The organism is Achromobacter xylosoxidans, from assembly GCF_014490035.1.
GTDB classification, from domain to species: Bacteria; Pseudomonadota; Gammaproteobacteria; order Burkholderiales; family Burkholderiaceae_B; genus Achromobacter; species Achromobacter bronchisepticus_A.
Map to the genome: position 1 here is coordinate 167237 of NZ_CP061008.1, position 12795 is coordinate 180031.

A 12795-nucleotide genomic window follows, 5' to 3' on the forward strand; every position below is an offset into this window, starting at 1 on the left:
CGGGTCCGCGGGTGGGGGTTCAGGTTGCGGCGGGGTCCTTGGCCATCAGGCGCACCGCCGACAAGATGGCTTTCTTGGTGCTTTCGGATTGATTGCGCAGCAGCGCCCATATTTCCGTGCAATAGCCGTCCGGGCCGTCGTCCGGCGGGGACGCGCCGTTGTGCGGCGCATCCCCGCCCGGCCCCACGCCGTCGGTCAGCCACGGCACGCTGGTGTCCAGCGCCCGCGCCAGGCGCAGCAAGGTAGCGCGAGACGGCGAGTAGCAGTCTTCGCGCATGAGGATCCGATGGATGCACGATTGCGGCACGCCAGAAATGCGAGCCAGCTGGTTCTGGCTTTTGATGCCGCGCCAGCGCATCAGGGTGTGCAGTCTTTGGGCGAGTGACATGAGGGCAATGTAGAGTTGCCGTGGGCCGCCCACAAGGTGAAACGGTCCTGCTTTGTGGGCAGGACCGTTCGAAGGGATCAGTGGCGCTCTGTCAGCGAGTCCGAATCGGCCTCGCTCTCTGCTTCTGGTTTGGGCGTGACCAGCCGGGCGCAGATCAGCCCGACCTCATACAGCAGGCACAGAGGCACCGCCAGCATGAACTGGCTGACCACGTCGGGCGGCGTGACCACGGCGGCGATGATGAAGGCGCCCACCACCACGTAGCCGCGCGCGGCCTTCAATTTGGAGAGTTCGACCACGCCCATCTTCACCAGCAGCACCACGGCCACGGGCACTTCGAAGGTGATGCCGAAGGCCATGAACATCGTCATGACGAAGCTCAGGTAGGCCTCGATGTCCGGCGCTGGCGTGATGGACTGCGGCGCGAACGTGGCGATGAAGTGGAACACCGTGCGGAACACCACGAAATAGCAGAACGCCATGCCCGCGATGAACAGAAAGGTGCTGGAAACGATAAGCGGCAGCGCCAGGCGCTTCTCGTGCCGGTACAGGCCGGGCGCCACGAAGGCCCAGGCCTGGTACAGCACCACGGGCAGCGCCAGGATGAACGCGGCCATCATCGTGACCTTGACCGGCACCATGAACGGCGTGATGACGCCGGTGGCGATCATGCGCGTGCCTTCGGGCAGCGAAGCCAGCATGGGCTGGGCCAGCACGTCGTAAATGGCCGACGCGCCGGGGTAGATGAACAGCACGATGAATATGCCGATCACGGCGGCGGCGGCGCGCAGCAGGCGGGTGCGCAGCTCGACCAGGTGGGAGATGAAGGTCTCCTGCTGGCCTTCTTCTTGGGAGGCGTCCTGGGTCACGTCGGGGTTCCGGAGGGCGCGACGGGCTTGGCGGCGGGCGCGGCGTCGTCGGCCTTGGGCGCGCTGGGCGCGGGTTGTTGGGTCGCGGCGGGCGCGGGCGCAGCCACCGGCGGCAGATCCAGGTCCAGGTTCAGGCTGTGGTTCTGGCTGGGCGGCGGCGCGATGCTGCGTTCGGGTTCGGCAGGCGTTTCGCTGGCCACGGACGGTTCGGCCTTGATGTTGGCTTCGCGCGCGACCTCGTCGAGTTCAGCGCGGAACTGCTGGACGGGTTCCTGCAGCGAGGCCTGGGTTTCGTTCAGCGACTTCTGCACGCCCTGGGCGGCATCTTCCATTTCGCTCTTGAACTTGCGCAGTTCGTCGAGCTCGATTTCGCGCTGGATATCGGATTTCACGTCATTGACGTAACGCTGCGCGCGCCCGAGCAGGTGGCCGACGGTGCGGGCAACCTTGGGCAGGCGTTCGGGGCCGATGACGATCAGGGCGATGACGCCGATCACCATCAGTTCAGTGAAGCTGACATCAAACATTCGACGGCCGCTCGGGAGTGGATGCAATAAGGGCCGGCCTGTTCAGGACGGCCCGGGAGCCGAGCAGGCGCTCAGGAGTTGGATTTTTCCTTGGCCTGCACGTCGATGGTGTCGCCGGAGACGCGTTGCTGCGCGATCGGCTCGGCCGGCTTGTCGCCGCCGTTGGCGTCCTTCATGCCTTCCTTGAAGCCCTTGACCGCGCCGCCCAGGTCCGAGCCGATGTTGCGCAGCTTCTTGGTGCCGAAAATCAGCGCCACGATGACCAGGACAACCAACCAATGCCAGATGCTGAAACTACCCATGATGTTTCTCCGAATTACGCGTTGGGGGCCACGCGCCCTTTCCAGGGTCGCGAGCCGCCGATGATGTGGAAATGCAGATGCGGGACTTCCTGGCCGCCTTCGACGCCAGAATTGATCATGATGCGAAATCCGCCATCAGGGCCCGGATTGCAACCGTTTTCAGCGGCTAACCGCGGCGCTAACGACATCATTCTACCCAACCATTCTGCGTCCTCCCCCTTAATATCCTGCATGGATGTGACATGACGTCGAGGGATCAGCAATAAATGTACCGGCGCGGCCGGATTAATGTCGTGGAACGCAACAAAGTCCTCGTCCTCGTAGATTTTCTTGGACGGGATGTCGCCAGCGGCGATCTTGCAGAAAATACAGTTGTCGCTCATTTTTCCGGGTTCCGTGTTCAGTCTTGCGGGCGGCTCGCCTTTTCCGCCAGGCCGGACAGGCCCTCGCGGCGAGCCAGTTCGGCCAGTACGTCTTCGGGCCGAAGCTTGAAATGTGTCAAGGCCACCAGGCAATGGAACCACAGGTCGGCGGTTTCGCTGACGATGCGGTCGGGCACGCCGTCCTTGGCGGCCATGACCAGTTCGGTGGCTTCTTCGCCGATCTTCTTGAGGAAGGCGTCGGGGCCTTTGGCCAGCAGCTTGGCGGAATAGGAGGCTTGGGGATCGCCGCCGTTTTCGGGACGGCGGGTTTCCAGGGTATCGGCGATGCGCGCGAGGATTTCGGCGGCGCTTGCGGCTTGAGCGGTCATTTGTAGATCAGTTCTGGGTCTTTCAGCACGGGGTCCACCGTGATCCAGGAAGCCTGGTCGGTCTGGCCTTCCAGGCGGCGGTAGAAGCAGCTGGCGCGCCCGGTATGGCAGGCGATGCCGCCTTGCTGGTGGATCTTGAGCAGGATCACGTCGCCGTCGCAGTCCAGGCGCAGTTCGTGCACTTCCTGGGCATGGCCGGACTCTTCGCCCTTGCGCCACAGGCGCTGGCGGGAACGCGACCAGTAAACGGCGCGCCCGGTGGCGGCCGTTTCGGCGAGCGATTCGCGGTTCATCCAGGCCACCATCAGGATCTGGCCGTTTTCGGCGTCCTGCGCGATGGCGGGTATCAGGCCGTTTTCGTCGAAGACGACGTCGGCCATCCAGGCGGGTTCGTTGCTCATCTCATTCATCCGTTGTCCTCGCGCGGCGCCTTGCAGGCCGCCACTGGCGCGTGGGGACTCATCATCTTACGGCAATACCTTGTTGCACGCCTGAGAGGGGCTTCCCAAACTGATCCAGACTATCCCCAATTCAGGCCAGGCGAGCTGGGTTTTTCAATGCGTGCCAAGCATCCGGCCTATCCAACTCGAGGCGCCACTCAAGCGAGGCCGCGCGGAGCCGGGCTCCGCCGGTCCGCTGCGGCGCCCCCTGGGGGGAAGCGCCGCAGGCGCTTCGGGGGGGACTACATCCGTACTGGGATGCCGAGGCCAGCCATGAAGCGCTTGCACTCGCCCACGGTGTGCTGGCCGAAGTGGAAGATGCTGGCGGCCAGGACCGCGCTGGCGCGGCCGGTGGTGACGCCATCTGCCAGATGCTGCAGATTGCCCACGCCGCCGGAGGCGATGACGGGCACGGGCACGGCGTCTGATACGGCGCGCGTGAGTTCCAGGTCGAATCCGGACTTGGTGCCGTCGCGGTCCATGCTGGTCAGCAGGATTTCACCCGCGCCGTAGGCAGCCATGCGGCGCGCCCAGGCCACGGCGTCCAGCCCGGTGGCCTTGCGGCCGCCATGGGTGAAGACTTCCCAGCGGGCGGGTTCGCCCTGGGCCGAGACGCGGCGCGCATCGATCGCCACCACCACGCATTGCGAGCCGTGGTAGTCCGAAGCGGCGCGGACCAGTTCCGGATTGGCCACGGCGGCGCTGTTGATGCTGATCTTGTCGGCGCCGGCATTCAGCAGGCGCTGGATGTCGGACACCTGGCGCACGCCGCCGCCCACCGTCAGCGGAATGAAGACCTGCGAGGCCACCTGCTCGATGATGGGCAGGATCAGGTCGCGGCCGTCGCTGGTGGCGGTGATGTCGAGGAAGGTGAGTTCGTCGGCGCCCTGCTCGTTGTAGCGGCGGGCGATCTCGACGGGGTCGCCCGCGTCGAGCAGGTTGACGAAGTTCACGCCCTTGACGACGCGGCCCGCGGTGACGTCAAGGCAGGGAATGATGCGGCGGGTCAGCGCGCTTTGCACGGGCGCGCCGGCCGCGGGGGTGCTGCTGGAGGTGGTCATTTTGCCAGTTCGTCGGCGCGTGCCTGCGCCGCTTGGAAGTCGAGCGTGCCTTCGTAGATGCTGCGGCCCAGGATGGCGCCTTCGACGCCGTCTTCCTCGACGGCGCAGAGGGCTTCGATGTCCTGGATGCCGGCGATGCCGCCCGATGCGTAGACCGGGATGCGCACGTGCTGGGCCAGGCGGACCGTGGCTTCGACGTTGACGCCGGACAGCATGCCGTCGCGGCCGATGTCGGTGTAGATGATGGCTTCGCAGCCGTAGTCCTCGAACTTCTTGGCCAGGTCGAGCACGTCGTGGCGGGTCAGCTTGCTCCAGCCGTCGGTGGCGATCTTGCCGTCGCGGGCATCCAGGCCGACGATGATCTGGCCCGGGAAGGCGCCGCAGGCGTCCTGCAGGAAGCCGGGGTTCTTGACCGCGGCCGTGCCGATGATCACGTAGGAAATGCCGGCGTCGAGGTAGCGTTCGATGGTGTCGAGGTCGCGGATGCCGCCGCCGATCTGCACGGGGATGTCGTCGCCGACAGCGTCCAGGATCGCCTTGATGGGGGCTTCGTTCTTGGGTTTGCCGGCGACGGCGCCGTTCAGGTCGACCAGATGCAGGCGGCGCGCGCCTTGGTCGAGCCAACGTGTGGCCATGGCGGCGGGGTCTTCAGAGAACACCGTTGCATCGTCCAGGTCTCCCTGGCGCAGGCGCACGCAGCGCCCGTCTTTGAGATCGATGGCGGGGATCAGCAGCATGGTGGGCAGCGAAAAAATATATGGGTTGAAAGGGCTGGCGGGCGTGGGCTCGGAGCCTACGGCTGCCAGTCTACAAAATTGCGATACAGGCGCAAACCGTGCTCGGCGCTCTTTTCGGGGTGAAACTGCACCGCGAAAATGTTAGCTGCCGCCACCGCGCAGGTAAAGGCAAGGCCATACTCGGTTTCACCAACAGTCAGGTCCGGATCTTCCGGGTCGGCGTAGTAACTATGGACGAAATAGAAGTGCGTTTCGTCCGGAATGCCGGCCCAGATAGGATGAGAGCGCGTCTGGCGCACTTTGTTCCATCCCATGTGTGGGACCTTGAGGCGCTCGGGGCGGGTGTCGGCCAGTCCGGCGGCGCCGGTGTCGGTCAGGCAGGCCGCGTCATCGCTGACGGGGTCGGCAAAGCTGGGGCCCGAGAAGCGGCGCACCACGCCGGGGAACAGCCCCAGGCAGGAGGTGCCGCCTTCCTCGCTGGAATCGAACAGCATCTGTTCGCCCACGCAGACGCCCAGCAGGGGCTTCTCGCGCGCGGCGCGCACGACGGCCTCGCGCAGGCCGGATTCGTTCAGGGTGCGCATGCAGTCCGCCATGGCGCCCTGGCCGGGAAACACGACGCGGTCGGCCGCGGCGATTTCCTGGGGTTGGCTGCAGATGCGGATGTCGGCATCGGGGGCGGCGTATTTCAGGGCGCGGGCGACGGAATGGAAATTGCCCATTCCGTAGTCGACGATGGCGATAGTGGTCACTTCTTTCTGCCTGCTGCGGGTGGATGGCGGAGGTGTTACAGCACGCCCTTGGTGGAGGGCACGACGTCGCCCATGCGGGGATCGACTTCCATGGCCATGCGCAGGGCGCGGCCACAGGCCTTGAAGACCGTTTCCGCCTGGTGGTGGGCATTGACGCCACGCAGGTTGTCGATGTGCAGCGTGATCAGGGCGTGGTTGACCAGGCCCTGGAAGAATTCGCGCGTCAGGTCCACGTCGAAGTCGCCGATGCGGGCGCGCGTGAAGGGGATGTGGTATTCCAGGCCCGGGCGGCCGGAGAAGTCCACCACCACGCGCGACAGCGCTTCGTCCAGCGGCACGTAGGCGTGGCCGTAGCGGCGCAGGCCGGCCTTGGTGCCGACCGCCTTGGCAATGGCCATGCCCAGCGTGATGCCCACGTCTTCAACCGTATGGTGCGCGTCGATGTGCAGGTCGCCTTCCGCCTTGATGTCGAGGTCGATCAGGCCGTGGCGCGCGATCTGGTCCAGCATGTGGTCCAGGAACGGCACGCCGGTGTCGATCGTCTGCTTGCCGGTGCCGTCGATATTGACGGCCACGCGGATGCGGGTTTCGTTGGTGTTGCGGGTGATCTCAGCGGTACGCATGTTAAGCACTCAAAATCTCTTGCAGGGCGGATAGCAAGGCGGCGTTTTCGGCCGGGGCGCCCACCGAGATGCGCAGGCAGTCGGCCAGCAGCGGATGGGCGTTGGAGAAGTTGCGAATCAATATTTTGCGCGTTTTCAGGGCAAGATGCACGGCGTTGCCGTCCAGCTTGCCGGAAAAGCGGGCAAGAACGAAGTTGCCGGCGGAAGGGAATACCCGCACCCCGGGCAACTGGGCCAGGGCGGCGGCCAGCGGTTCGCGGTCCGCGCGCAGGCGGGCGGCCTGTTCGTCCAGCACCGGCTTGTGGCGCAGCACGGCCGACAGCGTGGCCTGGGTCAGCACGTCCAGGTTGTAGGGCGGGCGGACCTTGTTCAGTTCCGCGATCCAGGCCGGATGGCCGGCCAGGTAGCCGAAGCGCAGGCCGGCCAGGCCGATCTTGGACACCGTGCGCATGACGACCACATTGGGCGCGTCCAGCACCTGCGGCATCCAGGTACGGTCGGCGAAGGGCTGGTAGGCCTCGTCCAGCACCACCAGGCCGGGCGCGGCGGCGATGATGGCCGCTACGTCCTCATCGGACCAGAGGCCGCCGGTGGGGTTGTTGGGCACGGCCAGGAACACCACCTTGGGCTGGTGTTCCTGAATGGCGGCCAGCATGGCCGGCAAGTCCAGGGTCAGGTCGGCGGTCAGCGGCACGCCGACGAAGCGGGCGTGGTCGAAGCGCGCGGCCATGTCGAAATAGACAAACGACGGCCAGGGCGACAGCACCGCGTCGCCCGGGTTGCAGCAGGCCTGCACCACAATGTGGATGAGTTCGTCCGAGCCGTTGCCGAACAGCACGTCCGCCGCATCCGGCACGCCGAAGGCCGTTTTCACGGCCGCTTGCAGCGCCGTCAGGTCGGCCGCCGGGTAACGGTTGAGCGGCGTGTCGCGCACGGCGCGGGCGATGTCGTCGCGCACCGCCTCGGGCAGTTCGTAGGGACATTCCATGGCGTCGAGCTTGATGCAGCCCTCGGCGTGGGCCACGGGATAGGCGGCCAGTTCGCGGATGTCCGCCCGGACGGTGCCGGCGATGCGGCCCGGCACGCTCATGGCTGGTCGATCCGGTATTGGGCGCTGGCGGCATGCGCCTGCAGGCCCTCGCCCAGCGCCAGTTCGGCGGCGATGCGGCCCAGTTTCTGGGCGCCCTGGTGCGAAACCTGGATCAGGCTGGAGCGCTTCTGGAAGTCATAGACGCCCAGCGGCGAGGAAAAGCGCGCCGTGCGCGAGGTCGGCAGCACGTGGTTGGGGCCGGCGCAGTAGTCGCCCAGCGATTCGGAGCTGAAGCGGCCCATGAAGATGGCGCCGGCATGGCGGATCTGCGCGGTCCATTTTTCGGGCTGCTCGGTGGAGATCTCTAGATGCTCGGGCGCGATGTCGTTGGCGATCCGGCAGGCTTCTTCGAGATCCTGGACCAGGATCAGCGCGCCGCGGTTGGCCAGGCTGACGCGCAGGATGTCGGCGCGCGGCATGGTGGGCAGCAGGCGCTCGATCGAGGCCTGCACTTCTTCGATGAAGGCGGCGTCGGGGCACAGCAGGATGGACTGCGCGAGCTCGTCGTGCTCGGCCTGCGAGAACAGGTCCATGGCGATCCAGTCGGCGGGCGTCTTGCCGTCGCAGATGACCAGGATTTCGCTGGGGCCGGCGATCATGTCGATGCCGACCACGCCGAACACGCGGCGCTTGGCGGCGGCGACGTAGGCGTTGCCCGGGCCGACGATCTTGTCCACGGCCGGCACGGTGGCGGTGCCATAGGCCAGCGCGCCCACGGCCTGCGCGCCGCCGATGGCGAAGACGCGGTCCACGCCGGCGATGGCCGCGGCGGCCAGCACGATGGGATTGCGCACGCCGTCCGGCGTGGGCGTGACCATGACCAGTTCCTGCACGCCCGCGACCTTGGCCGGGATGGCGTTCATCAGCACCGAGGACGGATAGGCGGCCTTGCCGCCGGGCACATACAGGCCCACGCGGTCCAGGGGGGTCACCTGCTGGCCCAGCATGGTGCCGTCGGCGTCGGTATAGGTCCAGGTCTCGGCGCGCTGGCGTTCGTGGTAGCTGCGCACGCGGTCGGCGGCGGCTTCCAGCGCGTTGCGCTGGGCCGCGGGCAGCGCGGCCAGGGCCGCATGCCAGTCCGCCTTGGGGATCTCCAGCGTCTGGGCCGATGCGCCGGGCATGCGGTCAAAGCGCTGCGTGTATTCCACCAGCGCGGCGTCGCCGCGGACGCGCACGTCGGCCAGGATGCCGGCCGCGGCGCGGTCGATGGATTCGTCCTCGGTGGCTTCGAAGGCCAGCAGCGTGGACAGGGCGGATTTGAATCCGGGATCGCGGGAGTCGAGACGATTGATCAGGGCCATGGCGTCATGGAGCAAGCAGGTAACGGCCGCCGCGGCGTCGCGGCGGGCGAGGGTCAGGCGTTGCGGGCAGCGGCTCTTTCGAAGGCATCCAGCAGCGGTTGCAGGCGGGCGCCGCGGGTCTTCAGCGCGGCCTGGTTGACGATCAGGCGCGAGGAAATCGGCATGATGTCTTCCACCGCGACCAGGTCGTTGGCGCGCAGGGTGCCGCCGGTGGACACCAGGTCCACGATGCAGTCGGCCAGGCCCACCAGCGGCGCCAGTTCCATCGAACCATACAGCTTGATGATGTCCACGTACACACCCTTGGCCGCGAAGTGTTCACGGGCTGACTGCACGTACTTGGTGGCCACGCGCAGGCGCGCGCCCTGGTGGACCGCGCCTTCGTAGTCGAAGCCCTTGCGCACGGCCACGGCCAGGCGGCACTTGGCGATGTTCAGGTCGATCGGCTGGTACAGGCCGCCGGGCTGTTCCTTGGCGTGCTCGATGAGCACGTCCTTGCCCGCGATGCCGAGGTCGGCCGCGCCGTACTGCACGTAGGTGGGCACGTCCGAGGCGCGCACGATGATCAGGCGCAGGCCGGGATCGCTGGTGGGCAGGATCAGCTTGCGCGAACTTTCGGGATTCTCGGGGACTTCGATGCCGGCCTCGGCCAGCAGCGGCATGGTCTCTTCGAAGATGCGCCCTTTGGACAGTGCCAGGGTCAGGGGGGCGACGGTGGTGGGGGCATCGTTCATGCCTGTTCCTTGCCGGTAACGCGTTGGATGTTCGCGCCGAGCGCGCGCAGTTTGACTTCCATCTGGTCGTAGCCGCGATCCAGGTGGTAGATGCGGTCGACCAGGGTTTCGCCTTCGGCCGCAAGGCCGGCGATGACCAGGCTGGCCGAGGCGCGCAGGTCGGTGGCCATGACGGTGGCGCCAGACAGGCGCGGCACGCCGCGCACGACGGCGGTGTGGCCGTCGATGTCGATGTCCGCGCCCATGCGGCGCAGTTCCTGCACGTGCATGTAGCGATTTTCGAAGATGGTTTCGACGACGACCGAGGTGCCTTCGGCCACGGCGTTCAACGCCATGACCTGAGCCTGCATGTCGGTGGCGAAGCCGGGATATTCCAGCGTGCGAAAGCCCACGGCGCGGGGGCGCGAGGACATGGCGCAGCGGATCCAGTCGGGGCCGGTCTCGATGGTGAGGCCGGCCTCGGTCAGCTTGCCCAGAGTGGCGCCGAGGATGTCCGCGTCGGTATTGCGCAGGACGATGTCGCCGCCCGCAGCGCCCACCGCGCACAGGAAGGTGCCGGCCTCGATGCGGTCGGAGATGACGCGGTGTTCGGCGCCGTGCAGGCGCTCCACGCCGTCGATCACGATGCGGCTGGTGCCGTGGCCCTGGATGCGCGCGCCCATCTTGATGAGCAGTTCCGCCAGGTCCACCACTTCGGGTTCGCAGGCGGCGTTTTCCAGCACGGTCCGGCCTTCGGCCAGCACGGCGGCCATCAGCAGGTTTTCGGTGCCGGTGACGGTGACCATGTCGGTGCGCACCGAGGCGCCCTTCAGGCGTTTGGCGCGCGCCACCACGAAGCCGTGTTCGATGCTGATTTCGGCGCCCAGCGCGGCCAGGCCCTTGATGTGCTGGTCCACCGGACGCTGGCCGATGCTGCAGCCGCCGGGCAGGCTGACGCGGGCTTCGCCGAAGCGCGCCAACAGCGGGCCCAGCACCAGGATGGAGGCCCGCATGGTCTTGACCAGGTCGTAGGGAGCTTCCAGCTTGTCGACCTGGTTGGCCTGCAGCGTGACCGTGCCGTCCGCGTCACGCTCGGCGCGCACGCCCATGCGGCCCAGCAGGCGCAGCATGGTGGCCGTGTCGTTGAGGTGCGGCACGTTGCTGAGGGTCAGCGCGTCGGCGGTCAGCAGGCCCGCGCACAGGATGGGCAAGGCCGAGTTCTTGGCGCCGGAGATGGAGATTTCGCCTTGCAGGCGCGAACCCCCGGTGATGCGTAGCTTGTCCATTACTTGCCTGCTTGCTGGTATTCGGCGGGAGTCAGGGTGCGCATGGACAGCGCATGGATCTCGGCCTTCATGCGGTCGCCGAGCGCGGCATAGACCAGCTGATGGCGCTGGATCAGGCGCTTGCCTTCGAAGGCGGCGCTGACGATGACCGCGTCGAAATGCGAGCCGTCGCCTTGCACGTCGAGATGTTCACAGGGCAGGCCGTCCGCGATGTATTGGCGGACTTGCGCGGGAGTGGGAAGCATGGACGTCAGTTCCTGAGTTTGTAGCCGCTGGCCAGTAGCCGCAGCGCATAGAGCGATAGCGCGAGGAACACCCCCGTCACCACCGCCAGGCTGCGCCAGGGGGAGACGTCCGACACCGAGAAGAATCCGTAGCGGAAGCCGTCGATGGTGTAGAAGATGGGGTTCCAGTGGGACACGCCCTGCCAGAAGGCGGGGAGCGTGTGGATGGAATAGAACACGCCGGACAGGAATGTGGCCGGCATGATGAGGAAGTTCTGGAAGGCCGCGAGCTGGTCGAATTTCTCGGACCAGAGGCCCGCGATCAGGCCCAGCACGCCCATGATGCCGCAGGCCAGCACGGCGAAGACGGCCAGCCACAGAGGGTGGGCGGGGACCAGCGAGACAAAGAACAGCGCCACCACCCACACGCACAGCCCGACCGCGAGGCCGCGCACGATGGCCGCCAGCACGTAGGCGGCGAAGATGTCGCGGTGCGACAGCGGCGGCAGCAGCATGAAGACCAGGTTGCCGGTGATGCGGCTCTGGATCAGCGATGACGAGGGATTGGCGAAGGCGTTCTGCAGCATGCTCATCATCATGAGCCCGGGGATCAGGAACGCCGTGTAGGGCACGCTGCCGTACACCATGACGCGCCCTTCCAGCACGTGGGCGAACACCAGCAGGTATAGCAGCGCGGTGATGACGGGCGCGGCGATGGTCTGGAAGCTGACCTTCCAGAAGCGCAGCAATTCCTTGCGCAGCAAGGTCGGGAAGCCGGAGCCCGCATCCAGGCGGGGCTGCACCAGCGGCTGGCTGGCGGTCGCGGCGGGCTGGGTCATGACGAGATCTCTTCGGGTTGCAGGGCGGTCGCGGGTTGCTCGTCGCCTTCGTGCATGATGCGCACGAAAGCGTCTTCCAGGTCGACCCCGCCGACGCGGGCCATCAGGGCCTGGGTGGTGTCCAGCGCCACGATGCGGCCGCGCTTGAGCATGGCGATGCGGCCGCACAGGGCTTCCGCTTCTTCCAGGTAGTGGGTGGTCAGCATGATGGTGTGGCCGGCCCTGTTCAGGCGCGAAATGAATTCCCACAGCGTGCGCCGCAGGTCCACGTCCACGCCGGCGGTGGGTTCGTCCAGCACGATCACGGGCGGACGGTGCACCAGCGCCTGGGCCACCAGCACGCGGCGCTTCATGCCGCCGGACAGCGCCCGCATATTGGAGTTGGCCTTGTCGGCCAGCCCCAGGTTGAACAGGATTTCGTCGATCCAGTCGTCGTTCTTGCGCAGGCCGAAATAGCCGGATTGGATGCGCAGGGTCTCGCGCACCGTGAAGAACGGGTCGTAAACCAGTTCTTGCGGCACCACGCCCAACGCCCGCCGCGCCGACTTGTAGTCGGCCACGACGTCGTATCCACAGACCGTGGCGCGGCCCGAACTGGCGTGCGCCAGACCGGCGAGGATCGAGATCAGCGTGGTCTTGCCGGCGCCATTGGGCCCGAGCAGGCCGAAGAACTCGCCGTGCTCGATGTTCAGGCTGACATTGTCCAGCGCCTGGAAGCCGGCGGCGGGCGCGCGCCCGAGCAGCTTCTGCCAGCCGCGCTGGCGCGGGGTATAGACCTTGGAGACGTTTTCTAGACTGACGGCGGACATGACGGCGGGAAATGGCCCGGAAAGAGCGAATTGATCATTATATAAGCGCGCCGCCGCTGCCCCGGCCGGTAGCCCTGGCATTC

General features: G+C 66.7%; 18 protein-coding genes. All 18 read right to left on the reverse strand.

The genetic code is table 11. The features are described 5' to 3' along the window. Nucleotides 1–19 precede the first annotated feature (19 nt). Nucleotides 20–388: a helix-turn-helix domain-containing protein gene (locus IAG39_RS00805; protein ID WP_059376775.1), complete on the reverse strand. Its 369-nt coding sequence runs from the start codon at nt 386–388 to the stop codon at nt 20–22. 77 nt (nt 389–465) lie between these two features. Continuing rightward, on the reverse strand, nt 466–1257 hold the full coding sequence (gene tatC / locus IAG39_RS00810; protein WP_059376778.1) for a twin-arginine translocase subunit TatC: 792 nt from the start codon (nt 1255–1257) through the stop codon (nt 466–468). Further along, nucleotides 1254–1784 carry a Sec-independent protein translocase protein TatB gene (gene tatB, locus IAG39_RS00815; protein WP_059376782.1) on the reverse strand — a complete coding sequence of 177 codons (531 nt, stop codon included), beginning with the start codon at nt 1782–1784 and terminating at the stop codon, nt 1254–1256. The genes tatC and tatB overlap by 4 nt, the downstream gene beginning before the upstream one ends. Nucleotides 1785–1855: 71 nt before the next feature. Further along, nucleotides 1856–2086, reverse strand: coding sequence for a Sec-independent protein translocase subunit TatA (gene tatA / locus IAG39_RS00820; protein WP_054455514.1), 231 nt, complete (start codon nt 2084–2086; stop codon nt 1856–1858). A 14-nt stretch (nt 2087–2100) separates the two neighbouring features. Next, complete coding sequence (locus tag IAG39_RS00825; protein WP_054455512.1) at nt 2101–2469, reverse strand: histidine triad nucleotide-binding protein; 369 nt, start codon at nt 2467–2469, stop codon at nt 2101–2103. Between the two features lie 17 nt (nt 2470–2486). Next, complete coding sequence (locus IAG39_RS00830; RefSeq protein ID WP_013390944.1) at nt 2487–2837, reverse strand: phosphoribosyl-ATP diphosphatase; 351 nt, start codon at nt 2835–2837, stop codon at nt 2487–2489. Next, a complete protein-coding gene (gene hisI / locus IAG39_RS00835) occupies nt 2834–3238 on the reverse strand; it encodes a phosphoribosyl-AMP cyclohydrolase (protein WP_054455509.1) in 405 nt (134 codons plus the stop codon). Before hisI ends, IAG39_RS00830 begins: the two co-directional genes overlap by 4 nt. 281 nt (nt 3239–3519) lie before the next feature. Then, on the reverse strand, nt 3520–4338 hold the full coding sequence (gene hisF / locus IAG39_RS00840; protein ID WP_059376785.1) for an imidazole glycerol phosphate synthase subunit HisF: 819 nt from the start codon (nt 4336–4338) through the stop codon (nt 3520–3522). Continuing rightward, a complete protein-coding gene (gene hisA / locus IAG39_RS00845) occupies nt 4335–5075 on the reverse strand; it encodes a 1-(5-phosphoribosyl)-5-[(5-phosphoribosylamino)methylideneamino]imidazole-4-carboxamide isomerase (protein ID WP_054455505.1) in 741 nt (246 codons plus the stop codon). The genes hisF and hisA overlap by 4 nt, the downstream gene beginning before the upstream one ends. 56 nt (nt 5076–5131) lie before the next feature. After that, on the reverse strand, nt 5132–5827 hold the full coding sequence (hisH, locus tag IAG39_RS00850; protein ID WP_118933482.1) for an imidazole glycerol phosphate synthase subunit HisH: 696 nt from the start codon (nt 5825–5827) through the stop codon (nt 5132–5134). Between the two features lie 35 nt (nt 5828–5862). Next, nucleotides 5863–6450 (reverse strand): imidazoleglycerol-phosphate dehydratase HisB, encoded by a 588-nt coding sequence (gene hisB / locus IAG39_RS00855; RefSeq protein WP_013390948.1) that lies wholly within the window; start codon nt 6448–6450, stop codon nt 5863–5865. A 1-nt stretch (nt 6451) separates the two neighbouring features. Then, nucleotides 6452–7540 carry a histidinol-phosphate transaminase gene (hisC, locus tag IAG39_RS00860; protein WP_118933483.1) on the reverse strand — a complete coding sequence of 363 codons (1089 nt, stop codon included), beginning with the start codon at nt 7538–7540 and terminating at the stop codon, nt 6452–6454. Beyond that, on the reverse strand, nt 7537–8841 hold the full coding sequence (gene hisD / locus IAG39_RS00865; protein ID WP_118933484.1) for a histidinol dehydrogenase: 1305 nt from the start codon (nt 8839–8841) through the stop codon (nt 7537–7539). The genes hisC and hisD overlap by 4 nt, the downstream gene beginning before the upstream one ends. Before the next feature lie 53 nt (nt 8842–8894). Beyond that, nucleotides 8895–9575, reverse strand: a complete 681-nt coding sequence (hisG, locus tag IAG39_RS00870) for an ATP phosphoribosyltransferase (protein WP_059376797.1) — start codon at nt 9573–9575, stop codon at nt 8895–8897. Further along, a complete protein-coding gene (gene murA / locus IAG39_RS00875) occupies nt 9572–10840 on the reverse strand; it encodes a UDP-N-acetylglucosamine 1-carboxyvinyltransferase (RefSeq protein WP_118933485.1) in 1269 nt (422 codons plus the stop codon). Before murA ends, hisG begins: the two co-directional genes overlap by 4 nt. Beyond that, a complete protein-coding gene (locus IAG39_RS00880) occupies nt 10840–11085 on the reverse strand; it encodes a BolA family protein (RefSeq protein ID WP_059376809.1) in 246 nt (81 codons plus the stop codon). Before IAG39_RS00880 ends, murA begins: the two co-directional genes overlap by 1 nt. 5 nt (nt 11086–11090) lie before the next feature. Then, nucleotides 11091–11903: an ABC transporter permease gene (locus IAG39_RS00885; protein ID WP_118933486.1), complete on the reverse strand. Its 813-nt coding sequence runs from the start codon at nt 11901–11903 to the stop codon at nt 11091–11093. After that, entirely contained in the window at nt 11900–12712 is an 813-nt protein-coding gene (locus IAG39_RS00890; RefSeq protein WP_059376817.1) for an ABC transporter ATP-binding protein, read from the reverse strand. Before IAG39_RS00890 ends, IAG39_RS00885 begins: the two co-directional genes overlap by 4 nt. Between the last annotated feature and the right edge of the window lie 83 nt (nt 12713–12795).

Bases quoted from the DNA above. Each gene is read 5' to 3' on its own strand.
- IAG39_RS00805 (WP_059376775.1), bottom strand. From the start codon at position 388: ATGTCACTCGCCCAAAGACTGCACACCCTGATGCGCTGGCGCGGCATC.
- tatB (WP_059376782.1), bottom strand. From the start codon at position 1,784: ATGTTTGATGTCAGCTTCACTGAACTGATGGTGATCGGCGTCATCGCC.
- tatA (WP_054455514.1), bottom strand. From the start codon at position 2,086: ATGGGTAGTTTCAGCATCTGGCATTGGTTGGTTGTCCTGGTCATCGTG.
- IAG39_RS00825 (WP_054455512.1), bottom strand. From the start codon at position 2,469: ATGAGCGACAACTGTATTTTCTGCAAGATCGCCGCTGGCGACATCCCG.
- IAG39_RS00830 (WP_013390944.1), bottom strand. From the start codon at position 2,837: ATGACCGCTCAAGCCGCAAGCGCCGCCGAAATCCTCGCGCGCATCGCC.
- hisI (WP_054455509.1), bottom strand. From the start codon at position 3,238: ATGAGCAACGAACCCGCCTGGATGGCCGACGTCGTCTTCGACGAAAAC.
- hisF (WP_059376785.1), bottom strand. From the start codon at position 4,338: ATGACCACCTCCAGCAGCACCCCCGCGGCCGGCGCGCCCGTGCAAAGC.
- hisA (WP_054455505.1), bottom strand. From the start codon at position 5,075: ATGCTGCTGATCCCCGCCATCGATCTCAAAGACGGGCGCTGCGTGCGC.
- hisB (WP_013390948.1), bottom strand. From the start codon at position 6,450: ATGCGTACCGCTGAGATCACCCGCAACACCAACGAAACCCGCATCCGC.
- hisC (WP_118933483.1), bottom strand. From the start codon at position 7,540: ATGAGCGTGCCGGGCCGCATCGCCGGCACCGTCCGGGCGGACATCCGC.
- hisD (WP_118933484.1), bottom strand. From the start codon at position 8,841: ATGGCCCTGATCAATCGTCTCGACTCCCGCGATCCCGGATTCAAATCC.
- hisG (WP_059376797.1), bottom strand. From the start codon at position 9,575: ATGAACGATGCCCCCACCACCGTCGCCCCCCTGACCCTGGCACTGTCC.
- murA (WP_118933485.1), bottom strand. From the start codon at position 10,840: ATGGACAAGCTACGCATCACCGGGGGTTCGCGCCTGCAAGGCGAAATC.
- IAG39_RS00880 (WP_059376809.1), bottom strand. From the start codon at position 11,085: ATGCTTCCCACTCCCGCGCAAGTCCGCCAATACATCGCGGACGGCCTG.
- IAG39_RS00885 (WP_118933486.1), bottom strand. From the start codon at position 11,903: ATGACCCAGCCCGCCGCGACCGCCAGCCAGCCGCTGGTGCAGCCCCGC.
- IAG39_RS00890 (WP_059376817.1), bottom strand. From the start codon at position 12,712: ATGTCCGCCGTCAGTCTAGAAAACGTCTCCAAGGTCTATACCCCGCGC.